The organism is Sphingopyxis sp. TUF1, assembly GCF_036687315.1.
GTDB classification, from domain to species: Bacteria; Pseudomonadota; Alphaproteobacteria; order Sphingomonadales; family Sphingomonadaceae; genus Sphingopyxis; species Sphingopyxis kveilinensis.
On sequence record NZ_CP144683.1, the window covers coordinates 585,286 to 608,476 of the forward strand.

The window sequence follows — 23,191 nt, forward strand, 5'->3', positions numbered from 1 at the left end:
ACAAAAAGGTGCGTAATTTACGCGCGCGACGGACACCCTATATCCGAAATGGCTGCGCAGCTCCCCCTCTTTTTACAAGACGATGGAGCAATATCTTGGAACCGATCCTTATCTATGGCTTCCCGCTGGGAAGTTCCATGGGGCTTGTCGCCGCGCTCGAATGGCTGGGCAAACCCTATCGCCTGTGCCGCGTCGACATGCTCGGCGAGATGCGCGAGCCTGCCTATGCCCGCATCAATCCACGGCACGAGACGCCCGCGCTGATTACCGACCAGGGCCGCGCGCTGACCGAAACGATGGCCATCGCGAACTGGTTTGCAGTGCGCGACGATGACAGGCGGATCAGCCCCGATCCGCTGTCGCCTGAGGCCGACCGGATGCGGCAGCTGATGGCGTTCATCAACACCGGCTTCACTGGTGCCTTCAGCCCGCTGTGGGCGGCAATGGAAATGACCCCGCCGCGCCCGGCGCTCCAGGATTCGCTGCGCGAATGGGGCAAGGAAGCCGTGATCCAACGCCACGACAAGCTGGAAGCCATGGCGGGTGATGGCCCCTACATGGTCGGCGACCAGCTGACGCTGGCCGACGCGCTGTTCGTCGGGGTGGCGCGCTGGCTGGACTTTCACGAGGTCGCGCCGCCGACACGCTGGCCAAAGCTTGCGGCGCTGCGCGCGCGGTTGGAGTCCGACCCTGCGGTCGTTTATGCCACCGCGCTCGAAAGCGGCGAAAGCGCCGCGGGGAGCGGGCTGTGCCTTGGCCATGTGCCGCTGGCCGAGGTAATCGAGCGCTACGGCGCCTGACCGACACGGCGGCGCGGTTGCGAGGCCGCGCCGCCGCTGTTACCTACCGGCGATGGATCGGATCGAAACCCAGGCATCGGGTGGATGCCAGTGCGGCGCGGTGCGCTATCAGGTCACCGCGGTGCGCGACAGCTCGCACATCTGCCATTGCCGCATGTGCCAGAAGGCGGCGGGCAATTTCTTCATCGCGCTGATCGGCGTGCCGCGCGATGCGATCACATGGACACGCGGCGCGCCCGCGACCTTCAACAGTTCGGACAAGGCGGCGCGCGGCTTCTGCCGCGAGTGCGGAACGCCGCTTACCTATGACTATGCCGAAAGCGGGCACATCAACCTGACCACGGGGTCGTTCGACGATCCGTCGCAATTCCCGCCGCGCGTGCAGTTCGGCGTAGAGGGGCGGTTGGCGGTGTTCGAATCGCTGCCGATCCCCGCCGAGGGGACGACCGAGGAAACAATGGCCGCCTATGTCGGCGCGATCAAGGCGAGCAATCACCAGCACCCCGACCATGACACCGAGGTCTGGCCGGAGAGCTGATGGACCGCCAGCGCGGCGTCAGGCGCCCGAACGGATCAGATGGTCGAAAGCCGACAGCGACGCCTTTGACCCCTCACCCATCGCGATGACGATCTGTTTGTAGGGCACGGTCGTCACGTCGCCCGCGGCGAAGATGCCGGGCTGGCTGGTCGCGCCGCGCGCATCGACCTCGATCTCGCCGCGATCGCTGAGCGCCACTGCATTGCCGAGCCATTCGGTGTTCGGGATCAGGCCGATCTGCACGAAAATGCCTTCAAGCTCGACGAGATGCTCCTCATCCTTATTGCGGTCGCGATACCGCAGCCCGACGACCTTTTCGCCATTGCCCAGCACTTCGGTGGTGAGCGCCGAGGTAATGACGGTGACGTTGGGCAGGCTGTGAAGCTTCGTCTGAAGCACCGCGTCGGCGCGAAGCTGGCTGTCAAATTCGATCAGCGTCACATGCGCGACGATCCCGGCCAGGTCGATCGCCGCCTCGACGCCCGAATTGCCGCCGCCGATCACCGCGACGCGCTTCCCCTTGAACAGCGGGCCATCGCAGTGCGGGCAATAGGCAACGCCCTTGTTGCGATATTGTTCTTCGCCCGGGACGCCCATCTGGCGCCAGCGCGCGCCGGTCGACAGGATGACGGTCTTGCCCTTGACGCTCGCGCCGCTCTTGAGTTTTACCTCGTGCAGGCCGGTCGCGCCGCCGGGAATGAGTTCGGCCGCTTCCTGCACATTCATGACGTCGACGTCATAATCCTTCACATGCGCTTCGAGTTGCGCCGCAAGCTTCGGGCCTTCGGTGTGCTGGACCGAGACGAAATTCTCGATCCCCAGCGTGTCGAGCACCTGCCCGCCGAAACGTTCGGCGACGATGCCGGTGCGGATGCCCTTGCGAGCCGCGTAAATCGCCGCCGCGGCGCCGCCGGGCCCGCCGCCGACGACGAGCACGTCGAAGGGCTCCTTCGCGGCGATCTTTTCGGCTGCGCGCGCCACGGCGCCCGTGTCGAGCTTGGCAACGATCTGTGCCAGATCCATGCGGCCCTGCCCAAAAGGTTCGCCATTCAGGAATACGGCGGGCACCGCCATCACCTGACGCCGCTCGACCTCGTCCTGAAACAGCGCGCCGTCGATCGCGGTGTGGCGGATGTTCGGATTGAGCGCCGCCATGATGTTCAGCGCCTGCACGACATCGGGGCAATTCTGGCACGAAAGCGAAAAGAAGGTCTCGAAGGTGAAGTCGCCTTCGAGTGCGCGCACGGCATCGAGCAGCTCGGCATCTTCCTTCGGCGGGTGACCGCCCACGTGGAGCAAGGCGAGGATCAGCGAGGTGAATTCATGCCCCATCGGCAGGCCGGCGAACATAGCTTCGGCGCTGCCTTCGTCGCCGCGGATCGCAAAGGACGGGCGGCGCGCATCGTCGCCATCGAAGCGCGCGGTGACGAGGTCCGACTGGGCTGCGACCTCTTCGACAAGGCTGCGCATCTCCGCCGCCTTGGGTGATGCGTCGAGGCTCGCGACGAGCTCGATCGGACGGCGGAGATTGCCGAGATAGGTTTTGAGCTGGGCGGTGGTATTGGCGTCGAGCATCGGCATGGGGAGAGCCTTTCGGACAGGAGCAAGGGTTCGCCGCGCGGGGGATACGACGTTATTGGTTTTCTGAGGGTGCAAGGACCGGGCGAGCGCCGCCCGCCCGGTCCTGCCAATCGGTCGGCTTAGATCTTGCCGACGAGTTCGATCGAGGGCGCGAGCGTTTCGGCGCCTTCTTCCCACTTCGCCGGGCAGACCTGGCCGGGGTTGGCGCGGACATAGACCGCGGCCTTGATCTTGCGGACCAGTTCCTCGGCATTCCGGCCGACGCCTTCGCAGGTGATTTCCATCACCTGGATCACGCCGTCGGGATCGACGACAAAGGTCGCGCGGTCGGCAAGGCCCGAATCTTCACGTAGCACGCCAAAATTGTTGGCGAGGACGTGGTTCTGGTCGCCCAGCATGTGATAGTTGATCTTGCCGATCGCCGGCGAACTGTCGTGCCACGCCTTGTGGCTGAAATGCGTGTCGGTCGACACGGCATAGACTTCGACGCCGAGGCCCTGGAGCGTTTCATACTGGTCGGCGAGGTCTTCGAGCTCGGTCGGGCACACGAAGGTGAAATCGGCAGGATAGAAGAAGAACACCGCCCACTTGCCCTTGGTGTCGGCGTCCGTCACGGGGACGAACTTGCCCTGGTGGTACGAGGTGGCGTTGAACGGCTTGATCGAGCTTCCGATGATACCCATGGGAGAGTGTTTCCTTTTGTTGCTGCGGATTGCTGCACTGCAAAATGAATTGCAGGGGCCAGCTATGCCGAGCGGCCGCAGCACTCAACCCCAAATTTCCGGGCACACTTATCGGCTGAATCGATCAAAGAGCCGGATTGGCGCAAAATGGCGATTAACGACCCACCTGTCCGGCGTCGGCCATCAGATCGATCACTTCGGTATCGAAATCGTCGGGCGCACCGGGGGTGATCTTGCGAAAGCGCCGCGCGCAATAGGCGGCGCGCGGGCCGAGGTCGGGCACATCGCGGAAATTGAGCGCGGTCCCCGCCTGCCCACCATTAACGTCGGGCATGTCAGCGATCACCGCGCGAACCGTAAAAACCGCGCCGGGGCGCACCGCAGCCGGATAGCGCGCGTGCCGGCTGATGCACAGCGCCAGGTCATCCACTCGCCAATCATCCGTCATTATCGACCCTCCCGCAGCATTCACCAGGGCGGTTGAACGAAGGCTATCACATAAAAGCACGGCTCGAAAGCACCCCGCGACCCGTGGGGAGAGGCGCGAGAGCGAGCCCAGCGATGCCCTCGCTGGGCGTCAGGCCAAAGACGTGGCGGAACACGCGCGACAGATGCGCTGTATCGGCAAAGCCCGCGTCCATCGCGGCGGTGCGGACCAGCGCGCCGCCGGCCATCGCGACCGTCGCATGTTGCAGCGCCGACCAAAGCTTGAACTCGCGAAAACCCTGCCCCGTCGATCGGGTGAAATATCGCAGCGCCTGCGTCCGCTCCATGCCGAGCCGGCTCGCGAGCTCGCTTTGCGACATCCGCCACATCGGTTCGCCGTCAATCGCGCGAACGACTGCCGCGATGCCGTGGGGGAGCCCGCCTTCGCGCGGAGTCGCAAGCCGGTCGCGCAACTCGGCAACAGCCGACGCATTGCCTCCCCGCGCCGCGCGTGCGACATGCGCCAGTGCGCCTTCGAGCGCCACCGCGAGCGGTGCATCGAACGGAAAGGCCAAACCGTTGAGGTAGAGGACGTCCGCCCCCTGCCCGGCGAGCGCGACGCCATGAACGACGCCCGGCCGGACGAGCAGCAAATCCCCCTCGACGCAAAGGCCATCGCGCCGGAGTCGCAGCGGGCCGGAGCGGCCCGCGAGCACCGCCGTCACCAGATTGGCGTGCGGCGCAAGCGCCCGTGCGCCGACCGGAAAGCAGCTGGTGCGAAAGGGCGTCACCGGATCAGGCATGGCGGCGGTTATTCACCCGGCGCACCCCGCGCGCAAGACGCGCGGCCCTGCCACCTATCGCGCGATGCCCGCGCGGGCGAAGGCCGCCTCCATCTGTGCGATGTCAGGATAGACATGCTTGCTCACCACCTCGCCTTCGGGGTTGACGCGGATCACGTCGAGCATCCCGACATGCGCGACAAAGGCAGTGCCGTCGGCCATCGCGAGCGTCAGCACCATCGTCCAGTCGAACGTCCAGTAATCGCGGCCGAAAATCCTTTTGCCCATCAGCATGGAGAAATCATAGGTCGCGAAAAGCTGGCGGCAATGCTGGCGCAGCGCCTCGCGTCCCTCAACCGGCGGCGATCCGTCGTGAAGCTGGAACAGCGTGTCGGCCGAATGCAGCGACGCGATCAGGTCAGCATCCCTCGTCTCCCACCCGACATGATAACGGTCGAACAATGCCTCGGTCGGCAGCGGGGTTTCAAGCTCGGCGATCGCCTGCATCGTCTTTCTCCTTTTGTAATCAGCCCGCATCCTAGTCCCCTGCCCTCGCGTGCGCGTTGAAGAAACGTGCATTGCGCGGGCGCGCGATATGGGCTGTGGAGGCGCAACAGATTCGAAAGGCGCGCGCATGACCCCCACGGCAAAAATCCTCCTCCTCGGCTCGGGCGAGCTGGGGCGCGAGTTCGTGATTTCGGCCAAGCGGCTCGGCTGCCATGTCGTCGCGTGCGACAGTTACGCGGCGGCACCCGCGATGCAGGTCGCCGACGAATATGAGGTTTTCTCGATGCTCGACGGCGACGCGCTGCGCGCCGCGATCGCAAAACATCGCCCCGACCATATCGTGCCCGAAGTCGAGGCGATCCGCACCGAAATCCTGGCCGAAGTCGAAGCCGAAGGCTTTCACGTCGTCCCCTCGGCGCGCGCGGCGCAGCTGACGATGAACCGCGATGCGATCCGCGACCTTGCGGCGCGCGAGCTGGGCCTAAAAACATCGACCTTCGAATATGCCGAGACGCGCGAGGAACTGGCCGCCGCGGCGGGCCGCATCGGCTTTCCGCTGGTGGTGAAGCCGGTGATGTCGTCGTCGGGCAAGGGGCAGAGCACGGTGAAGAACGCCGGCGGCATCGACGCAGCGTGGGATTATGCCGCCGCCGGGATGCGCGGCGATCGCCTGCGCGTCATTGCCGAGGCGTTCATCGATTTCGATTATGAGATCACGCTGCTGACCGTGCGGCACAAGGATGGCGTGACTTTCTGCCCGCCGATCGGGCACCGGCAGGAACGCGGCGACTATCGCGAAAGCTGGCAGCCGGCGGCGATGTCGGAAACCGCGATCGCATCAGCGCAAGATATGGCGACCAACGTCGTCGATGCGCTGGGCGGTCACGGCATTTTCGGCGTCGAATTTTTCGTGAAAGGCGACCAGGTCATTTTCTCCGAACTGTCGCCGCGCCCGCACGACACGGGCATGGTGACGCTGATCTCGCAAGACTTGTCGGAGTTCGACCTGCACGCACGCGCCATCCTGGGCCTTCCCGTTCCGGCGATCGACGTTTCGCATTCGAGCGCGAGCGCGGTGTTGCTCGCCGACCGCGACGCGAGTGACTTCGCGATCACCGGCCTTGCCGACGCGCTTATGCCGCCCGATGCCGCGACTTCGGTCGACGCGCGCATCTTCGGCAAGCCGGTGACGCGGCCATACCGCCGCATGGGCGTGACGCTGGCGACGGTTGCGGGCGGCACGACCGACGACGCCCGCGCCGTGGCCGTGACGGCGGCGGGGAAGCTGGCGATCGATTATCGCGGCTGAGCCGTTCGGCAAGACGATGGCCGCGCGGGCCGCCGCGGGGCCGGCCGATCGTCGCTACGGTGCGTCGGCCGCCGTCGGACGCGGCAACCGGACGTAGACGATAAAACCCTTGTCCGGGCGCCGGAAACCGATCTCGCCCGCATGGCTGCGCACGATATCGCGGCTGATCGCGAGGCCCAGCCCCGACCCGCCGGTTTCCCGGCTTCGCGATGCTTCAAGGCGTTCGAAGGGCTGGAAGGCCTTTTCCTCGAACTCGGGCGGGATCCCCGCGCCCTCATCGTGAATATCGACGGTGAACGCGTCCGCTGTGGCCGCAAGCCGGACCGCGACGGCGCCGCCATATTTGCAGCCGTTGGCGATCAGGTTGGAAAAGGCGCGTTTCAACGCTACAGGACGGCACGGAAGGTCGGCATGTTCGGGACCGCTGTAGGAAACGCGATGCCCGAAATCGCCATATTCGTCGGTCAGGCTGATCAGTAACGCCGCCAGGTCGACGACTTCAACCTTCTCGCTCAACGCTTCCGACCGCATGAACGCCAGCGCGTCGCCGACCATCGTCTCCATCTCGGTCACGTTGAGCAACAGCTGGTCGCGCTGCTCCATATTATTGATATATTCGGCCATCAAGCGAAGCCGGGTGAGCGGCGTGCGCAGGTCGTGCGAAATCGCCGCAAGCATCCCCATGCGCTCGTCGATAAAGCGTTTCAGCCGCAGCTGCATCGTGTTGAAAGCGTCGGCGATGGCGGCATATTCGGGCAATCGCATCTCGGCGAGCAGCGCCGGTTCGCGGTTGCGCCCCAACGATTCGATCGCGGCCGAAAGACGGGTGAGCGGAACCACGATGCTCCGTGCTATCCAGATCGAGAACAGCGCCACGATCAGCAGGTTGCCGACCACACTGAATGCAATCCGAGCATAGTGGCGCCACGACGCGGTGAGGTTGCGCTGCGTCACCGTCAGCCAGCGGCCGTCGTCGAGCTTTACCGAAATGAACAGATCGCCGAGCACGCTGCTTTCGTTGCTCGCGAGTGTTTCGGAGGTCAGTACCGCCGGCAGTTCGGGGATGATGACGATAGCGTTGCGCGCGGTTCGCTCCATATTATTTTCGTCATAGACGCCCGTCGTCACCGCAACCCGATCCGCCGCGACGCCCAGCCCGGTCGCGATCGATTTCCGCAGCCCCTGCGCGAGCTGCGAGCCCGATCCGCTCATTGGCGGCGGCGCGGTGCGGGTCAGCGAAAAATCCAGATATTGCGACGCAGCCATCGCCCCCAGCGCACCGTGGCGGTGCGCACCCTCGCTGCTCCCGGCGCGGCGGGCGCCATCGACGACCGATTCGACCAGCCATGCCCGCTGCACCATCACGAACGGCGGCGGCGGGATCAAATATTGCAGGCTCTGATTGAGGAGATAGGCCGAACCCACCGTCAATACGATCGCCAGGCCGATCCGCGGCGCGAGTTTCAGCCGCGACAGGCGCAGGCCAAATCTACCCATTGGCAGGAACGCCGCTTTCGACATCGGCCGCAAAGAAATAGCCGCCGTTGCGGACGGTGCGGATCAGGCCCGGATCCTGGGGGTCTTCCTCGATCTTTCGGCGAAGGCGGCTGACCTGCACGTCAATGCTGCGGTCGATATTGAGGTTGCTGCGCCCATGAACCAAATCGAGCAGCTGGTCGCGGCTCAGCACATGTTGCGGATGCTGGACCAGCGCCGTCAGCAGGTCGAACTCGCCGGTCGTCAGATCGACACGCGTTCCGCGTGGCGAGGTCAGCGTGCGCCGGGCCAGATCGAGCATCCAGCCCGCAAAGTGAAAGCGCGTGCTTTTCGCCATCGCCGCGTCGGAAACCATCGAAGCCCGGCGTAGCATGGCGCGGATGCGGGCGAGCAATTCACGCGGACTGAAAGGTTTGGGGACATAATCGTCGGCGCCCAGTTCCAGCCCGATGACCCGATCTGTATCGCTGTCGCGCGCGGTCAGCAGGATGATCGGCACCGTGCTGCGCGCGCGAAGGCGCTGGCAGAGCGTGAAACCATCATCGCCGGGCATCATCACGTCGAGCACCACAACATCGAACGGATGCGCGGCGAGCAATTCCATCATTGCCTCGCCGCCTTCGGCCATCATGACCCGCAGGCCATGATCGCCCAGATAGCGAGCGAGCATCGTGCGAATCTGTCGATCGTCGTCGACCACGAGAATTTGGGGTAGCCGCGTCGTCGCCATGCCCGGACGATAGCCGCGCGCCCATCGCGAGTCTTTAGCCGACATATTCTGTAACAAATTGACATCGCGACGTAATCGGGCGGGTTGGGCGAAGGCCTAGAAGCCGGGGGGCTTTCTTTCCCCTCGGAGGTTTCATGCGCGATTCCGATTATCCAGCCCGCCCCTCGGTCCGGCCTCCCGAGCTCCCAACCTTGAAACAGTCGGCCGCGATTGCGCTCGTCGGCGCCGCTATGGCCATTGCCGCGATGTTCGGCGCGCCCGGCGCGCAGGCGCGCGAGCCCGCGACCGACAGGGACGACTGGACCGTGATGGCCGGCGCCGGCGCAGTTTATGCGCCCGACTATGAAGGATCGAAGGATTATGAGGTCCTGCCCTTTCCGTTCATTTCGGTCGATTACAAGGATCTCGTCTATATCCGCGGGCCCGAAATCGGCGCGAACCTGCTGCGCGTTAGCCCCTCCGACGATGTGAAGATCAGCATCGGGCCGGTCGCCCGCTATCGCCGCGATCGCCCTGAAAAGCGCAATGCCGCGCTTGCCGGGCTTGGAAAGGTCGGTACGGCCATCGAATTGGGCGGTCGCATCCGAACGGATGTGGGTCCTGCCTGGATTGAACTGTCGGCGGGGAAGGACGTCGCGGACGGGCACGACGGGGTGGTCGGGGCAGCAGCGGGCGGGGTCGATTTCGGCCTTTCGCCCTCGCTTACGCTGTCACTCGGCGCATCAGCAAGCTGGGCCGACGCCAAATATATGCAAAGCTATTTCGGCGTTACCGAAGCACAGGCAGCGGCCAGCGGCCTGCCGGTTTACGCCGCCGACGAGGGCATCAAGGATGTCGGCGCGTCGGTCGGCGTGCGATACTGGCTGGGCGATCGCTGGATGATTTCGGCAACCGGCGGCTACACCCGACTGTTGAACGACGCAAAGGACGCTCCGCTCGTTCGCCTGCGCGGTTCGCCCGGTCAGTGGCAAGGCGGTATCTTCCTCGCCTATCGCTTCTAGGGTCATCCCGGCTCCCTTCTATCGAGACCCGCGACCGCGCTGCCCCCTCCCCTCCCCGGCGCGCCTCGCGGGCGCCGGCCTTCGCTACCGCGAAGGCCGGCGATTCATCAGGAGGGAGCAATGGGCATTGGAGTACGATCCGTCGCAACGGCCCCGGTAGCATCGCCGCGATCCGCTCGCTGAACGGCGTTTAGAGCGCCGCCTTCGACGATCCGGAACCCTATCGTTCCGAACGGCCCCCGCGGCCGCGCGGCGGATAGGAAGAAAGCAGGAACATCGCCCTAGGCCGCCCGCATCGCCGCTGCTACACCCCGCGCCATGTCGGAAAAGAATCACCTCTATCTGGTCGATGGCTCCAGCTATATCTTCCGCGCCTATCACCGCCTCCCGCCGCTCACGAACCCCAAGGGCGTGCCGGTCGGTGCGGTCTATGGCTATACGACGATGCTGTGGAAGCTGGCGAAGGACCTGCACGACGCCGATGGGCCGACGCATCTGGCGGTCATCCTCGACCATTCGAGCCAGTCGTTCCGCAACGATATTTACGACCAGTATAAGGCGAACCGTCCGGAGCCGCCCGAGGACCTGGTCCCGCAGTTCCCGCTGATCCGCGACGCGACGCGGGCTTTTTCGCTGCCGTGCATCGAGATGGAGGGCTTCGAGGCCGACGATCTGATCGCATCCTATGCCGAAGCCGCAGTGCGCGAAGGCTGGGACGTCACGATCGTGTCGTCGGACAAGGATCTGATGCAACTGATCCGCGAGCCAGCGGACGGCCCGCATGTCGATATGCTCGACACGATGAAGAATGTGCGGATGGGGATCGACGCGGTGACTGAAAAGTTCGGCGTGACCCCCGATCTGGTCGGCGACGTCCTCGCGCTGATGGGCGACAGCGTCGACAATGTCCCCGGCGTGCGCGGTGTCGGGCCGAAGACCGCGACCAAGCTGATCCAGGAATATGGCAATCTGACCGCCGCGCTCGATGGCGCGGAAACGATGAAGCCCAGCAAGCTGCGCGAAAATCTGATCGAACATCGCGCAATGGCCGAACTGTCGCGAATTCTGGTCGATCTGAAGCGCGACTGTCCGCTGCCCGATCCGCTTGAGGCGCTAAAGCTTGGCGCGATCCCGCCCGAACCGCTCAAGCTGTTCCTCGACGAACATGGGTTCCGTTCGCTGTCGGCCAAGCTCGATCTTGGCGCCACGCCCGCGGGTCCGCCGACGCTGCCGCGCGCGGGCGCGGCGCCCGCTGCGCCTGCCGCCGCGCCCTCGACGCCAACTCTGCCCGCGATGCCGCCAATCGACCGCACGCTCTATGAAACGGTGACGACGATCGAGGCGCTCGACCGCTGGATAGCCGAGGCGCGCGCGGCGCATGTTGTCGCGGTCGATACCGAAACCGCGAGCCTCGACAGCGTCACCGGCACGCTCGTTGGGGTCAGCCTGTCGACGGGGGCGGGCAAGGCCTGTTACATCCCGCTCGGCCATGGCGGCACCGACATGTTTGCCGAAAAGCCCGAACAAGTGCCGCTGGCCGACGCGATCGGGCGGCTGCACGCGCTGTTTTCCGACGAGGCGGTGCTAAAGGTCGGGCACAACCTTAAATATGACATCGGCGTGCTCGCACAGCATGGGATCACCATCGCGCCCTATGACGACACGCTGGTGATGAGCTTTGCGCTCGACGCGGGCAAGCACCAGCACGGGCTCGACGAGCTGGCCAAGCTGCACCTCGATCACGTCTGCCTGACCTTCAAGGAGATGTGCGGCACGGGAAAATCGCAGATCAGCTTTGCCGAGGTGCCGCTCGACCGCGCAACGCACTATGCGGCGGAGGATGCCGAGGTCGCGTGGCGGCTGTGGAAACTGCTCAAGCTCCGCCTGCCGCTCGAAGGCGGGACGCGCGTTTACGAGATGGTCGACCGGCCGCTGGCCGCCGTCGTCGAGGGTATGGAACGCGCGGGCATCATGGTTGACCGCGAATATCTGGCAAAGCTGTCGGGCGAGTTTGCGAACGAGATGCTGCGCATCGAGGGCGAGATCCATGGCCTCGCGGGACAACCCTTCGCGATCGGCAGCCCCAAACAGCTTGGCGAGATTCTGTTCGACAAGCTGGGTCTTAAAGGCGGGCGCAAGGGCAAGTCGGGCGACTGGTCGACCGATCAGAACGAGCTCGAACGGCTCGAACGCGACGGCGTGCCGATCGCGCGCAAAATCCTCGAATGGCGCCAGCTCGCCAAGCTGAAGTCGACCTATACCGACGCGTTGCAGCAACAGATCAACCCGGTGACCGGCCGCGTCCACACGAGCTACAGCCTTGTCGGCGCGCAGACGGGGCGACTGTCGTCGACCGACCCGAATCTGCAGAACATCCCGATCCGCACCGAGACCGGCCGCCAGATCCGCGACGCCTTTATCGCCGCGCCCGGCCATGTGCTGATCGCCGCCGACTATAGCCAGATCGAGCTGCGGCTCGCGGCGCATATGGCCGACGTGCCCGAGCTCAAAGAGGCCTTTGCCCGTGGCGACGACATTCACGCCGCCACAGCGATCGAGCTGTTCGGCGAGGTCAACCGCGACACGCGCGGCAAGGCCAAGACGGTCAATTTCTCGATCCTCTATGGCATTTCGCGCTGGGGCCTCGCCGGCCGCCTCGAAATCACGCCCGACGAGGCGCAGGCGCTGATCGCGCGCTATTTCGAGCGTTTCCCCGGCATTTCGGACTATATCACCGACACGCTCGAAGCGGCGCGGGCGCGCGGCTATACCGAGACGCTGTTCGGCCGAAAGACATGGTTTCCGCGCATCAAGGCAGCGAACCAGAATGAACGCGCGGGCAGCGAGCGCGCGGCGATCAACGCACCGATCCAGGGCACGAGCGCCGACCTGATCAAACGCGCAATGGCACGAATGCCGCGCGCGCTGGCGGGTGCAGGGCTGTCCGACGTCAAAATGCTGCTCCAGGTCCACGACGAACTGGTGTTCGAGGCGCCCGAGGACAATGCCGCGGCGGCGGGCGAGGTCATCCGCGCGGTGATGATGGGCGCCGCCGAGCCGGTGCTCAAACTGTCGGTCCCGCTGGAAGTCGAGATCGGTACCGGCAAGAGCTGGGGCGACGCGCATTAGGAGTGAAAGATGACCTATCGTGAGCAGCTGCAAACTTGGGTTTGGGAAGCGCTGGATAAGCTTGGAGGGCGTGGGTCGGTGATTGATGTCGCCAAGCGAATCTGGTCAGACCATGAAACCGACCTGAAGGCATACGGGGATCATTATTATTCATGGCAATATGACATGCGCTGGGCTGCGCAGCAGTTAAGAGAAAAAGGGAAGCTAGGATTTCGCAAGGCGGGCAGGTTAAACGAGTGGTTCATAAGGTAAACTTGGCTAGGATATTGGCGTTCGGCCTCTGCTCGATGAGCTTGATTTCGACAGGTTCCCACGCAGACGAAGTCGCAAGAGCGGCTGCGACTTCCACAGCCGATACCGATTTGCGCGAATTTGCGGCTATCGCTGGGCGCAAGGTCGTCGGGCGGTCTGTCGGCGGCCCCTGGCCCACCGCCGACAAGGTGCTGCTGATCCGGCGCGACGACAAGGGGTATCCGGTGGTCGCGGCCAGCCTCGGCTTTCCGGCGCGTCAGTCGCTTCCTGCGCCGCCCGAAGGAACGCTCGCCGTCGTCCGCCTGCACCAGCGATCCGAGACGATCGTTCCGGGCCCGACCGCCGACGACCTCGCCTTTGTTGCCGCCAACAAGCTGCCCCTGTTCGTGATCGGCGAATGGACGCGACCCGCGCCGATGTGGGAAGTGGCGTGGATCGACGACGCCGTCCGGTTCCGCACGATAGGCGAAGTCGGCGAAATCGGCCCCTGGCGCGACTGAACGCCGCGCATATGCGGCGCGGCGACCGCGCTGCCCTTTCGCAATCCCGACTTTCGCTCTATGACGACCCGATGACATCCGGCTGGCGCTTTTGTGACAGTCGGCAACAAAGGGCCCGCATGAGCAAGTTCGAACCCGTCGCCAAGGCGCCGGTCCGTATCCAGCAGAATATCCTCGCACGCAGCGAACGCCGCGTGCTCAACTGGCTGTGCGCGCGCTTGCCTGCGTGGGTCACCCCCGACCAGCTGACCGCGCTCGGCTTTGTGGGCGCGGTACTCGTCGCCGCGGGTTATCTGCTCAGCTGGATCGACAGCGAATGGCTGGGGCTGTCGCTCGCCGGTTACATCATCAACTGGTTCGGCGATTCGCTTGACGGCAGCGTCGCGCGCTGGCGCGGGATCGAGCGGCCGAATTACGGCTATTTCGTCGACCACAGCGTCGATGCGATCGCGACCTTCCTGATGATCAGCGCGATCGGCATGAGCCCCTATATGCGGCTCGACGTCGCGCTGATGGGGGTGATCGGATATTTCCTCCTGTCGATCCACACCTTTATTTCTGCCAAAATCCTTGGCGAATTTCGCCTGTCCTATATGGCGGGCGGGCCGACCGAGCTGCGGCTGATGCTGATGGCGATGACCGCGCTAATGCCGGTGGTCGGCGGCGCCGACATACGCGGCACCAACTTTTCGCCTTTCGATCTATTCGCGCTGGTCGTGTCGAGCATCCTCGTCACGCTGTTCATCGTCCACACCTCGGCGACAGCGCGGATGCTGCGCCGCCGGGGTAATTAGGGCCGACTCTCAGGGCCGCGGGCGCGCCTGCGCATAGGTGCCGAGCAGGCGCAGCGACTTGGTCTGGAAATCAAGCTCCTCGAGCGCGCGATCAACGCGCTCGTCGCCCGGCGCGCCGACGATGTCGGCGTAAAATTTCGTCGCGGCAAAGCTCCCGCCGGTCTGATAGCTTTCGAGCTTGGTCATGTTGACGCCATTGGTCGCAAAGCCGCCGAGCGCCTTGTAGAGCGCGGCCGGAATATTCTTCACCTCGAACATGAAGGTCGTCATCACCGGCCCTTCGATCGCCGAAAAATCGGGCAAGGGTTCGCGCGCAAGCACGACGAAGCGTGTCATATTATGGTCGGCGTCCTCCATCCCCGTGCCGTGCAGCGTTAGTCCATAAAGTTCGGCCGCATGCGGCGGCGCCAGCGCGGCGAGCCCGACCTCATCGCTGTCGGCGACCCATGCCGCGGCGCCCGCGGTGTCGCTGTGCGCGACGGGCGCGATATTGTTCGCACGCAGCCACTGGCGGCATTGGCCCAGCGCCTGCTCATGGCTCATCGCGCGCGTCACGGGGCCAAGATTGCGGCTCATCAGCCCATAGCGGATCGGCAGGAAATACTCGCCGACGATCGACAGGCCGGATTCGGGCAGCAGGAAATGAATGTCGGCGACGCGGCCGTGCAGGCTGTTTTCAATGGGGATGATAGCGCGGTCGACGCGGCCTTCGCGCACGGCGTCGATCGCATCCTCGAACGCATAGCAGGGCAGCGGCAGCGAATTCGGGTCATATTCGCGCGCGGCAAGGTCGCTGTTCGCCCCGGGCGCGCCCTGGAACGCCAGTCCGCGCGCAGGTTCGGCGAGCGCGAGCGCGCGCATTTTGTCGACCAGATGCTGCGCCGAAGCCGAATAACTGCCCATGACTGCCTTCCCACGCTGGAACCGCGGCGCATAGCCGCACCGCCGGAACCGCGCAAGGCGACCCACCGGCCAATTTCATCCCCTTGCGCCGCCGTCCCCGCACCAGTAAGGGAGCCTCCAAATCACACATGCGTCCGGCTATGGGCGCCAGCTAACGGGGCTGTTAGAGCATGGACAATCGCAACAATACTATTGCCGGATGGGTGCTGTTTGCCGGCATTTGCGCGCTGGGCCTGACCATCGGGTCGAGCATGTTGTTCGCGACGCACGCCCCCGAAAAGCCCGGCTTCCCGATCGAGGATGCCGACGCTGGCGCGGGTGGTGGCGAATCGGCGGTGCCGCTTGCCAACCTGCTCGCCGCCGCCGATCCGGCGAAGGGCGAGGCGGTGTTCGCGAAATGCGCGGCGTGCCACACGATCAACGCGGGCGGCGCCAATGGCATTGGGCCCAACCTCTATGGCGCGCTGGGCAAGGCGCACGGCCATGTCCCCGGCTTCGCCTATTCGGAGGCGCTGAAGAGCGTTCCGGGCAACTGGGATTTCGCCGGTATGGACGAATGGCTGAAAAGCCCGCGCAAATATGCCCCCGGCACCAAGATGTCGTTCGCTGGGCTGGGCAGCGCGGAAGATCGCGCGAACCTGATCGTTTACCTGAACTCGCAGGGATCGAACCTGCCGCTGCCGCCGGTTGAAGCAGCTCCCGCCGCCGAGGGCGCGGCGGATGGTGCAGCCGAAGGTGCGGCGCCTGCCGATGGAGCGACCGCCCCGGCCGCCGATGCCGCCGCGCCGGTCGCGGCACCGGCCGAAGCCACGAAATAATGCGCATCGCGCCCGTCCTGCTGGCGGGCGCGCTGCTCGCCGGCTGCGGCAAGAGCGAACCGCCCCCCGCTGACACGGCGACGGGCGAACCCGCGGCCGAAGCCCCCGCGGTCGAACCGACTGCGGCGATGGGCGAACAAATCTTCCGGCGCTGCGTCGCCTGTCACACGATCGACAAGGGCGGCCGTCATGGCATCGGCCCGAACCTGCACGGCGTCGTCGGTGCTCCCGTCGCGGCAAAGCCGGGCTTCTCCTATTCGGGTGCGATGAAGGCGAAGGGCGGGGTCTGGGACGAAGCCACGCTCGACGCCTATCTGAAAGCGCCGATGAAGGACGTTCCCGGCACGCGCATGGCCTTTGCCGGGGTCATCGAGGCCGCCGACCGCAAGGCGCTGATCCTGTATCTGGAAGCGCAGAAATAAAGCGTTAGCTGAGACTCCATCCTCCCCGTGGCGAAGCCATGGGGAGGGGGACCGCGCCCGAAGGGCGTGGTGGAGGGGCCGCGGCGGTAGCGCCAAAGCCCCTCCGTCAGCGCTTCGCGCTGCCACCTCCCCATGCCTGCGGCACAGGGAGGATTTTCGTCTATCAATGCCGCTCGTCGATATTCGCGTAGAAATCGGTAACGATCTTCCACGCCTCGTCCGCCGACTCGACGAACTGGAACAGGTCCAGATCGCGCGCGCTGACCACGCCCTCTTCCACCAGTGCGTCGAAATTGACGACGCGTTGCCAGAATTCCCTGCCGAACAGGACAATCGGGATCGGCTTGATCTTGCCGGTCTGGATCAGCGTCAAAAGTTCGAACATCTCGTCGAACGTGCCGAAGCCGCCCGGAAAGACGCAGACGGCGCGCGCGCGCAGCAGGAAGTGCATCTTGCGCAGCGCGAAATAGTGAAACTGGAAACTCAATGACGGCGTCACATAGCGGTTCGGTGCCTGTTCGTGCGGAAGCACGATGTTGAGCCCGATCGATTCGCGTCCCTCGTCGGCGGCACCGCGGTTCGCCGCCTCCATGATCGACGGCCCGCCGCCTGAGCAGACGACGAAGTGGCGGCAGCCCTTGTCGTCGCACGGATATTGACTGGCAAGCCGCGCGAGCGCGCGCGCTTCGTCATAATATTTCGCCTTCGCCTTCAGGCGGCGGGCAATATTGCGCGTGGCGTCGTCGGTTGCCGCGGCCTCGAGCGCATCGGCCTGTCCGGGTTCGGGAATACGCGCCGAGCCATAGACGACGAGCGTTGATTCGATCCCCGCCTCGTCGAGCAGCAATTCGGGTTTCAGCAATTCGAGCTGGAACCGGACGGGGCGCAAATCTTCGCGCAGCAGGAAATCATTATCCTGGAACGCCAGCTTGTACGCGGGGTGCGCCGTCTGCGGGGTGGTGGTCGCCTGTTTGGCGAACTGCGCGTCGTCCTTGGCCTTGTGGAAACGCGAACGATGGGGTTGTTTATCTTCTGCCATTAGCCAGCGGCTATACGCTTCGCGTGACTTTGCCAAGTCAGCGGCAGTAACCGTTGCCGCTCATGTCAAAGTGGAAATGGTTGTAATGCGCCGCATTGTAATCGGGGCCGAGCGCCGTCCCGAAACGACGGCAGCCCGATTTGTGGAGCGTGCGCAGGAAATCGCGCGACGCGGCATCGCCCGTCCACCCGCCGTCGAGCAGGATGCGGCGCCCGTCGGCGAGGACAAAGCCCGACACGTCGATCGCGTTCGAATAGGCGTGCTGCGACAACCGCCCCGAGCGGCCGCCATAGATGTTGCGGCAGCTATAGGTGCCGAAGGTTTCGATCTTGACGACCTCGGTCCCGAAATATTTCCGCGCCGCGGGCTTCACCGCATATTGCGCCCAAGCTGCAAAATTGCGCGCGAGCGGACAGGTCATCGCGCCGAGACCCGATACCGGAACGCCCACATCGAGCAGCTTGATCGAATCGATCGAGGTGCAGCCGCCGCCATGATCCTGGTTGGGCAGCGGGGTGAAGCGAACGCCCGCCTGTTTGAGATCGAACGCGCATTGCTGCGCCTCGGCACTGGTGAAGGAAGGCGTGCCGACAGGCTGCGGGCGCGTCGGCGTGCTTGCTGTGGTTCCCGTCGCCCGGCTATCGCTGCCGCGCTTCATCACGTCGGGAGAGCCGAAACAGGCGGATAGCGCCAGCGCGGCGGTGGCGGCGATCAGGGCGCGGGGCTTAAAGAACGGCGCAAGGATCATGGCCGTCAAATTACCGATAAAATGGTTAACAAGCCGTATACCTTTGTCTCCGCTCGTCGAAAATTTGGCGCGGCCCGTGCAATTAATTTGACAGACCCCGCCCGGCCCTTAAACGCGGCGACGGGCCACGCGGTCCCAACGCCGCGCGAGCTCTCTGCAAGGAGAGACTATGATGAGTGAAGTGCCGACGCCACAGGTGCGCCCGAAGCGCCCCTATTTTTCTTCCGGACCCTGCGCGAAGCCGCCGGGCTGGGACGCCTCCAAAATCGCAACCGAATCGCTGGGCCGCTCGCATCGCGCCAAGATCGGCAAGACGCGCCTCCAATATTGCCTCGACCTGATGCGCGAGATGCTCCAGCTCCCCGATACGCACCGCATCGGCATCGTGCCGGGCAGCGATACCGGCGCCTTCGAAATGGCGATGTGGACGATGCTGGGCTCGCGGCCGGTGACGACGCTGGCGTGGGAAAGCTTTGGCGAGGGCTGGGTTACCGATGCGGCCAAACAACTCAAGCTAGACCCCACAATCATCCGCGCCGATTACGGGCAGCTACCTGATCTGACCCAAGTCGACTGGTCGAACGACGTCCTCTTCACCTGGAACGGCACCACCAGCGGTGTGCGCGTTCCCGATGGCGACTGGATCGCCGACGACCGCGCAGGTCTCAGCTTCGCCGACGCGACCTCGGCCGTGTTCGCCTACGACCTGCCGTGGGACAAGATCGACGTTGCGACCTTCAGCTGGCAGAAAGTGCTCGGCGGCGAAGGCGGACACGGGGTGCTGATCCTCGGCCCGCGCGCGGTCGAGCGCCTCGAAACCCACACCCCCACCTGGCCGCTGCCCAAGGTGTTCCGCCTTGTGTCGAAAGGCGCGCTGGCCGAAGGCGTGTTCAAGGGCGAGACGATCAACACCCCGTCGATGCTCGCGGTCGAGGACGCGATCTTCGCGCTCGAATGGGCGAAGTCCTTGGGCGGTCTCGACGGTCTGAAAGCGCGCAGCGACGCCAATGCCGCGGCGCTCGACACGATCGTCGAGGAACGCGACTGGCTCTCCCACCTCGCCGCCGATCCCGCCAGCCGGTCGAAGACTTCGGTCTGCCTGTCGGTCGCGGGCGCCGACGAGGGCTTCATCAAGAAGTTCGCCGGACTGCTTGAGAAGGAAGGCGCCGCCTACGACATCGCGGGGTATCGCGACGCGCCGCCGGGATTGCGCATCTGGTGCGGCGCGACCGTCGACACCGCCGACATCGAAGCGCTCGGACCCTGGCTCGACTGGGCCTACGCCAACCTTTCGGCCTGATCGTCATCCCAGCGAAAGCTGGGATCGCCAGCGCACATACCCATTCCCAACGATCCCAGCTTCCGCTGGGATGACGGAGAAAATCAATGACCCAACCCAAAGTCCTCATCAGCGACAAGATGGACCCCAAGGCCGCCGCAATCTTCAAGGAACGCGGAATCGACGTCGACGTCATCACCGGCAAAACGAAGGACGAGCTGATCGCGATGATCGGCACCTATGACGGCCTTGCCATCCGCTCAGCCACCAAGGTCACCGCCGACGTCCTCGCCGCCGCAACCAATTTGAAGGTCGTCGGCCGCGCCGGGATCGGCGTCGACAATGTCGACATTCCCGAGGCATCGAAAAAGGGCGTCATCGTGATGAACACCCCGTTCGGCAACAGCATCACCACCGCCGAACATGCGATCGCGATGATGTTTGCGCTCGCACGCCAGATTCCCGAAGCCAATGCCGGGACACAGGCGGGCAAATGGCCGAAGAACGACTTCATGGGGGCCGAGCTGACGTCGAAGACGCTCGGACTGATCGGCTGCGGCAATATCGGCAGCATCGTCGCCGAGCGCGCGCTGGGCCTGCGCATGAAGGTCGTCGCTTTCGATCCCTTCCTGACCCCCGAACGCGCGATCGAGCTGGGCGTCGAAAAGGCCGATCTCGACACGCTGCTGGCGCGCGCCGATTTCATCACGCTGCACACGCCGCTGACCGACCAGACGCGGAATGTGCTGTCGGAGGAAAATCTTGCCAAGACCAAGAAAGGCGTGCGGATCATCAACTGCGCGCGCGGCGGGCTGATCGACGAAGCGGCGCTGAAGGACGCGCTCGACAGCGGCCATGTCGCGGGCGCGGCGCTCGACGTGTTCGCGGTCGAACCGCCGCCTCCCGACCACCCGCTGTTCGGCACCCCGAACTTCATCTGCACGCCGCACCTCGGCGCCTCGACCGACGAGGCGCAGGTCAATGTCGCGATCCAGGTCGCCGAGCAGATCAGCGATTATCTGCTGACCGGCGGCATCACCAACGCGCTCAACGTGCCCAGTTTGTCGGCCGAGGAAGCGCCGAAGCTGCGCCCCTATATGAGCCTCGCCGAAAAGCTCGGCAGCCTCGTCGGCCAGCTTGCGCACGACAATCTCACGCACATCGCGGTCGAGGTCGAAGGTGCGGCGGCCGAGCTCAACCTGAAGCCGATCACCGCCGCAGTGCTCACCGGGCTGATGCGCCGCTATTCGGACAGCGTGAACATGGTCAACGCCCCGCACCTCGCGCGCGAACGCGGGCTCGACGTGCGCGAAGTGCGTCACGACCGCGAGGGCGATTATCACACACTCGTCCGCGTCACCGTCGCGACCGAAGCAGGCGACCGATCGGTCGCGGGCACGCTGTTCGGCAACAATGAACCGCGCCTCGTCGAAATGTTCGGGATCAAGGTCGAGGCCGACCTCGACGGCGACATGCTCTATATCGTCAACGAGGATGCGCCGGGCTTCATCGGCCGCATCGGCAGCACGCTGGGTGACGCCGGGCTGAACATCGGCACCTTCCACCTCGGCCGCCGCGCCGCGGGCGGCGAAGCGGTGCTGCTGCTCAGCCTCGATTCGCCGATGCCCGAGCCGCTCTTGTGGCAGGTCTGCCAGCTTCCCGGAGTGAAGATGGTGAAGGGGTTGAAGTTCTAGAAGCCAAGCTAAAAATTCCGTTCGTGTCGAGCGAAGTCGAGACACCCGTCGTTGGGGAATGCCCTCACGGCATCTCGACTTCGCTCGATGCGAACGGAATTCGGGATTGTTGACTCTCTTGGACCATCCTAAGGCCGCCCCATGACCAAGGCCCCCGCCCTGCTGCCCGAAGGCCTCCGCGACCGCCTGCCCGCGCAGGCCGAGGCTGCGTCACGCGTCACCCGCGCGCTCGTCGATGCGATGCGCGCGCACGGCTATGGCCGCGTGTCGCCGCCGCTCGCCGAGTTTCGCGAGACGCTGGGCAGCGACGACGACAGGTCAGGCCGCGACCTCCTCCGCTTCACCGATCCGGTGTCGCAGCGCACGCTCGCGCTGCGCCCCGACATCACGCGGCAGGTCGGGCGGATCGCGACCTCGCTGCTCGCCGCATCGCCGCGGCCGCTGCGCCTCTGCTATGCCGGACAGGTGGTCAAGCTGCGCGCGAGCCAGCTCCGCCCCGCGCGCGAGATGCTGCAGGTCGGCGCCGAACTGATCGGCAGCGACAGTGTGGCGGCGGCGCGCGAGATCGTCACCGTCGCGATCGACGCGCTCGAAGCCGCGGGCATCGGTCCCGTCACCATCGACTTCACTCTGCCCGATGTCGTCGATCTGCTCGCATCCGGGCCGCTGCCGGTCGCGGCAGACCTCCAGCAGCTGCGCGACGAGCTCGACGCCAAGGACGCCGGCGCGCTGACGCAGCTCGGCGCCGACGCCTATCTGCCGCTGCTTCGCGCGACCGGGCCTTTCGACCGGGCGATCGCCGACCTTCGCGCCTTCGATGCAAGCGGCGTGCTCGGCGCGCGCATCGACGCGCTGGAAGCGATTGCTGCGCCGATCCGCGACCGCGTCACGCTGACGCTCGATCCGACCGAGCGCCACGGCTTCGCCTATCAAAGCTGGTTTGGTTTCCAGATCTTCGTGCCCGGCCAGGGCGACGCGGTCGGCCGCGGCGGCGCCTATGCGATCCCGGTCGGCGAGGCGGAGGAGGCCGCAGTCGGCTTTTCGCTCTATCCCGATCCGCTGATCGACGCCGGGCTGGGTGCCGAAGACATGGGCGACCGCTGCATCTTCCTGCCGCTCGGCCATGATCCAGCCGTCGCGGCGAGCCTGCGCGCCGACGGCTGGCGCACCATTGCCGCGCTTACCGAAGCCGACGACGCAAGGCGCCTCGGCTGCGCCTATGTTCTGGGTGCTAGCGGTCCCGTCGAGGCTTAGAACGGCGCGCGCTAAATCGGCAACGCTTCAATTCCGTTCGTGTCGAGCGAAGTCGAGACACAAATCGACCTTGCGCCACGCCGAGGGGTGTCTCGACTTCGCTCGACACGAACGGAAAGATAGCTCAGATTAAACGCTCGCCGCTCTAAAAGTCCTTCACACCGAAGCGCGCGATTCCCTGATTGGCCCCCGGCGGGTCGAGCACACTGAGGTCGAGGTCGACCGGCGTACCGATCCAATGCGCGAGCGTCGTATGATCGGCCAGATCGTCGTCGGTCAGCGGATGGACGAGCGCGCGGAGCCCCGTAGCCTCGATTGCAGCCACGACCGCGCCGCGCGAACGCGCGAAGAATTGCACCTCATATTGCGCGATCGGTCATCGATCCGACGCGGAGAATCGCCGGGTCGCGGGAAAAGGCCTCACGCAGCGTGGCAGCGGCGGGTCGCTCGTCGGCGTCGTAATAGATATGCGCATGATAGGGCGCGTCGGGGCTGGTCATAATCG

Annotated in this window: 25 protein-coding genes; 13 read left to right on the top strand and 12 right to left on the bottom strand. The window is 65.1% G+C overall.

What is annotated here, in order from left to right; translation table 11 throughout:
• Positions 1 to 95 precede the first annotated feature (95 nt).
• Both VSX77_RS02810 and VSX77_RS02815 read left to right on the top strand, forming a co-directional pair.
• Complete coding sequence (locus tag VSX77_RS02810) at positions 96 to 800, top strand: glutathione S-transferase family protein (protein ID WP_338426151.1); 705 nt, start codon at positions 96 to 98, stop codon at positions 798 to 800.
• A gap of 52 nt (positions 801 to 852) precedes the next feature.
• Positions 853 to 1,338 carry a GFA family protein gene (locus VSX77_RS02815; RefSeq protein ID WP_338426152.1) on the top strand — a complete coding sequence of 162 codons (486 nt, stop codon included), beginning with the start codon at positions 853 to 855 and terminating at the stop codon, positions 1,336 to 1,338.
• 18 nt (positions 1,339 to 1,356) lie between these two features.
• On the opposite strand, the gene ahpF is transcribed toward VSX77_RS02815, so the two are convergent.
• The 5 genes from ahpF to VSX77_RS02840 all read right to left on the bottom strand — a co-directional run bounded on the left by ahpF (position 1,357) and on the right by VSX77_RS02840 (position 5,317).
• Complete coding sequence (gene ahpF, locus VSX77_RS02820) at positions 1,357 to 2,913, bottom strand: alkyl hydroperoxide reductase subunit F (protein WP_338427198.1); 1,557 nt, start codon at positions 2,911 to 2,913, stop codon at positions 1,357 to 1,359.
• A 125-nt stretch (positions 2,914 to 3,038) separates the two neighbouring features.
• Positions 3,039 to 3,602, bottom strand: a complete 564-nt coding sequence (gene ahpC / locus VSX77_RS02825; RefSeq protein WP_338426153.1) for an alkyl hydroperoxide reductase subunit C — start codon at positions 3,600 to 3,602, stop codon at positions 3,039 to 3,041.
• A 154-nt stretch (positions 3,603 to 3,756) separates the two neighbouring features.
• On the bottom strand, positions 3,757 to 4,050 hold the full coding sequence (locus tag VSX77_RS02830) for a hypothetical protein (RefSeq protein WP_338426154.1): 294 nt from the start codon (positions 4,048 to 4,050) through the stop codon (positions 3,757 to 3,759).
• A gap of 46 nt (positions 4,051 to 4,096) precedes the next feature.
• Positions 4,097 to 4,831, bottom strand: a complete 735-nt coding sequence (locus VSX77_RS02835) for an AraC family transcriptional regulator (protein WP_338426155.1) — start codon at positions 4,829 to 4,831, stop codon at positions 4,097 to 4,099.
• 54 nt (positions 4,832 to 4,885) lie between these two features.
• Positions 4,886 to 5,317 carry a nuclear transport factor 2 family protein gene (locus VSX77_RS02840; protein WP_338426156.1) on the bottom strand — a complete coding sequence of 144 codons (432 nt, stop codon included), beginning with the start codon at positions 5,315 to 5,317 and terminating at the stop codon, positions 4,886 to 4,888.
• 127 nt (positions 5,318 to 5,444) lie between these two features.
• Between VSX77_RS02840 and purT the strand changes: the two genes are divergently transcribed.
• On the top strand, positions 5,445 to 6,626 hold the full coding sequence (purT, locus tag VSX77_RS02845; protein WP_338426157.1) for a formate-dependent phosphoribosylglycinamide formyltransferase: 1,182 nt from the start codon (positions 5,445 to 5,447) through the stop codon (positions 6,624 to 6,626).
• A gap of 54 nt (positions 6,627 to 6,680) precedes the next feature.
• Here purT and VSX77_RS02850 read toward each other — a convergent pair whose 3' ends face one another.
• Both VSX77_RS02850 and VSX77_RS02855 read right to left on the bottom strand, forming a co-directional pair.
• Positions 6,681 to 8,123, bottom strand: a complete 1,443-nt coding sequence (locus tag VSX77_RS02850) for a sensor histidine kinase (RefSeq protein WP_338426158.1) — start codon at positions 8,121 to 8,123, stop codon at positions 6,681 to 6,683.
• Positions 8,116 to 8,898: a response regulator gene (locus tag VSX77_RS02855; protein ID WP_422397270.1), complete on the bottom strand. Its 783-nt coding sequence runs from the start codon at positions 8,896 to 8,898 to the stop codon at positions 8,116 to 8,118. Before VSX77_RS02855 ends, VSX77_RS02850 begins: the two co-directional genes overlap by 8 nt.
• A gap of 146 nt (positions 8,899 to 9,044) precedes the next feature.
• Here VSX77_RS02855 and VSX77_RS02860 point away from each other — a divergent pair, with 146 nt between their 5' ends.
• From VSX77_RS02860 to VSX77_RS02880, 5 genes are all read left to right on the top strand, one after another.
• On the top strand, positions 9,045 to 9,854 hold the full coding sequence (locus VSX77_RS02860; RefSeq protein WP_338426159.1) for a MipA/OmpV family protein: 810 nt from the start codon (positions 9,045 to 9,047) through the stop codon (positions 9,852 to 9,854).
• 318 nt (positions 9,855 to 10,172) lie between these two features.
• On the top strand, positions 10,173 to 12,983 hold the full coding sequence (polA, locus tag VSX77_RS02865) for a DNA polymerase I (protein ID WP_338426160.1): 2,811 nt from the start codon (positions 10,173 to 10,175) through the stop codon (positions 12,981 to 12,983).
• Between the two features lie 9 nt (positions 12,984 to 12,992).
• On the top strand, positions 12,993 to 13,235 hold the full coding sequence (locus tag VSX77_RS02870; RefSeq protein WP_338426161.1) for a hypothetical protein: 243 nt from the start codon (positions 12,993 to 12,995) through the stop codon (positions 13,233 to 13,235).
• Between the two features lie 110 nt (positions 13,236 to 13,345).
• A complete protein-coding gene (locus VSX77_RS02875; protein ID WP_338426162.1) occupies positions 13,346 to 13,735 on the top strand; it encodes a hypothetical protein in 390 nt (129 codons plus the stop codon).
• 119 nt (positions 13,736 to 13,854) lie between these two features.
• Positions 13,855 to 14,529, top strand: coding sequence for a CDP-alcohol phosphatidyltransferase family protein (locus VSX77_RS02880; protein ID WP_338426163.1), 675 nt, complete (start codon positions 13,855 to 13,857; stop codon positions 14,527 to 14,529).
• 9 nt (positions 14,530 to 14,538) lie between these two features.
• Here VSX77_RS02880 and VSX77_RS02885 read toward each other — a convergent pair whose 3' ends face one another.
• On the bottom strand, positions 14,539 to 15,432 hold the full coding sequence (locus tag VSX77_RS02885; protein ID WP_338426164.1) for a prephenate dehydratase: 894 nt from the start codon (positions 15,430 to 15,432) through the stop codon (positions 14,539 to 14,541).
• 170 nt (positions 15,433 to 15,602) lie between these two features.
• Between VSX77_RS02885 and VSX77_RS02890 the strand changes: the two genes are divergently transcribed.
• Together VSX77_RS02890 and VSX77_RS02895 are read left to right on the top strand one after the other, a co-directional pair.
• Positions 15,603 to 16,250: a c-type cytochrome gene (locus VSX77_RS02890; protein WP_338426165.1), complete on the top strand. Its 648-nt coding sequence runs from the start codon at positions 15,603 to 15,605 to the stop codon at positions 16,248 to 16,250.
• Complete coding sequence (locus VSX77_RS02895) at positions 16,250 to 16,672, top strand: c-type cytochrome (RefSeq protein ID WP_338426166.1); 423 nt, start codon at positions 16,250 to 16,252, stop codon at positions 16,670 to 16,672. The genes VSX77_RS02890 and VSX77_RS02895 overlap by 1 nt, the downstream gene beginning before the upstream one ends.
• 163 nt (positions 16,673 to 16,835) lie before the next feature.
• On the opposite strand, the gene VSX77_RS02900 is transcribed toward VSX77_RS02895, so the two are convergent.
• Positions 16,836 to 17,711 (bottom strand): LOG family protein, encoded by an 876-nt coding sequence (locus tag VSX77_RS02900; RefSeq protein WP_338426167.1) that lies wholly within the window; start codon positions 17,709 to 17,711, stop codon positions 16,836 to 16,838.
• 37 nt (positions 17,712 to 17,748) lie between these two features.
• Entirely contained in the window at positions 17,749 to 18,459 is a 711-nt protein-coding gene (locus VSX77_RS02905; RefSeq protein ID WP_338426168.1) for an extensin family protein, read from the bottom strand.
• 169 nt (positions 18,460 to 18,628) lie between these two features.
• On the opposite strand from VSX77_RS02905, the gene VSX77_RS02910 reads away from it, so the two are divergent.
• From VSX77_RS02910 to VSX77_RS02920, 3 genes are all read left to right on the top strand, one after another.
• Complete coding sequence (locus VSX77_RS02910; protein ID WP_338426169.1) at positions 18,629 to 19,759, top strand: phosphoserine transaminase; 1,131 nt, start codon at positions 18,629 to 18,631, stop codon at positions 19,757 to 19,759.
• Between the two features lie 86 nt (positions 19,760 to 19,845).
• Entirely contained in the window at positions 19,846 to 21,432 is a 1,587-nt protein-coding gene (gene serA / locus VSX77_RS02915) for a phosphoglycerate dehydrogenase (RefSeq protein WP_338426170.1), read from the top strand.
• A 141-nt stretch (positions 21,433 to 21,573) separates the two neighbouring features.
• Positions 21,574 to 22,686 (top strand): ATP phosphoribosyltransferase regulatory subunit, encoded by a 1,113-nt coding sequence (locus VSX77_RS02920; RefSeq protein ID WP_338426171.1) that lies wholly within the window; start codon positions 21,574 to 21,576, stop codon positions 22,684 to 22,686.
• A gap of 145 nt (positions 22,687 to 22,831) precedes the next feature.
• Here VSX77_RS02920 and VSX77_RS02925 read toward each other — a convergent pair whose 3' ends face one another.
• Together VSX77_RS02925 and VSX77_RS02930 are read right to left on the bottom strand one after the other, a co-directional pair.
• Entirely contained in the window at positions 22,832 to 23,011 is a 180-nt protein-coding gene (locus tag VSX77_RS02925) for a DOPA 4,5-dioxygenase family protein (RefSeq protein WP_338426172.1), read from the bottom strand.
• A 34-nt stretch (positions 23,012 to 23,045) separates the two neighbouring features.
• Entirely contained in the window at positions 23,046 to 23,186 is a 141-nt protein-coding gene (locus VSX77_RS02930; protein WP_338426173.1) for a hypothetical protein, read from the bottom strand.
• Positions 23,187 to 23,191: the final 5 nt, after the last annotated feature.

Bases quoted from the DNA above. Each gene is read 5' to 3' on its own strand.
- VSX77_RS02815 (WP_338426152.1), top strand. From the start codon at position 853: ATGGATCGGATCGAAACCCAGGCATCGGGTGGATGCCAGTGCGGCGCG.
- ahpF (WP_338427198.1), bottom strand. From the start codon at position 2,913: ATGCTCGACGCCAATACCACCGCCCAGCTCAAAACCTATCTCGGCAAT.
- ahpC (WP_338426153.1), bottom strand. From the start codon at position 3,602: ATGGGTATCATCGGAAGCTCGATCAAGCCGTTCAACGCCACCTCGTAC.
- VSX77_RS02830 (WP_338426154.1), bottom strand. From the start codon at position 4,050: ATGACGGATGATTGGCGAGTGGATGACCTGGCGCTGTGCATCAGCCGG.
- VSX77_RS02835 (WP_338426155.1), bottom strand. From the start codon at position 4,831: ATGCCTGATCCGGTGACGCCCTTTCGCACCAGCTGCTTTCCGGTCGGC.
- VSX77_RS02840 (WP_338426156.1), bottom strand. From the start codon at position 5,317: ATGCAGGCGATCGCCGAGCTTGAAACCCCGCTGCCGACCGAGGCATTG.
- purT (WP_338426157.1), top strand. From the start codon at position 5,445: ATGACCCCCACGGCAAAAATCCTCCTCCTCGGCTCGGGCGAGCTGGGG.
- VSX77_RS02850 (WP_338426158.1), bottom strand. From the start codon at position 8,123: ATGGGTAGATTTGGCCTGCGCCTGTCGCGGCTGAAACTCGCGCCGCGG.
- VSX77_RS02855 (WP_422397270.1), bottom strand. From the start codon at position 8,898: ATGTCGGCTAAAGACTCGCGATGGGCGCGCGGCTATCGTCCGGGCATG.
- polA (WP_338426160.1), top strand. From the start codon at position 10,173: ATGTCGGAAAAGAATCACCTCTATCTGGTCGATGGCTCCAGCTATATC.
- VSX77_RS02870 (WP_338426161.1), top strand. From the start codon at position 12,993: ATGACCTATCGTGAGCAGCTGCAAACTTGGGTTTGGGAAGCGCTGGAT.
- VSX77_RS02880 (WP_338426163.1), top strand. From the start codon at position 13,855: ATGAGCAAGTTCGAACCCGTCGCCAAGGCGCCGGTCCGTATCCAGCAG.
- VSX77_RS02885 (WP_338426164.1), bottom strand. From the start codon at position 15,432: ATGGGCAGTTATTCGGCTTCGGCGCAGCATCTGGTCGACAAAATGCGC.
- VSX77_RS02890 (WP_338426165.1), top strand. From the start codon at position 15,603: ATGGACAATCGCAACAATACTATTGCCGGATGGGTGCTGTTTGCCGGC.
- VSX77_RS02895 (WP_338426166.1), top strand. From the start codon at position 16,250: ATGCGCATCGCGCCCGTCCTGCTGGCGGGCGCGCTGCTCGCCGGCTGC.
- VSX77_RS02900 (WP_338426167.1), bottom strand. From the start codon at position 17,711: ATGGCAGAAGATAAACAACCCCATCGTTCGCGTTTCCACAAGGCCAAG.
- VSX77_RS02905 (WP_338426168.1), bottom strand. From the start codon at position 18,459: ATGATCCTTGCGCCGTTCTTTAAGCCCCGCGCCCTGATCGCCGCCACC.
- VSX77_RS02910 (WP_338426169.1), top strand. From the start codon at position 18,629: ATGATGAGTGAAGTGCCGACGCCACAGGTGCGCCCGAAGCGCCCCTAT.
- serA (WP_338426170.1), top strand. From the start codon at position 19,846: ATGACCCAACCCAAAGTCCTCATCAGCGACAAGATGGACCCCAAGGCC.
- VSX77_RS02920 (WP_338426171.1), top strand. From the start codon at position 21,574: ATGACCAAGGCCCCCGCCCTGCTGCCCGAAGGCCTCCGCGACCGCCTG.
- VSX77_RS02930 (WP_338426173.1), bottom strand. From the start codon at position 23,186: ATGACCAGCCCCGACGCGCCCTATCATGCGCATATCTATTACGACGCC.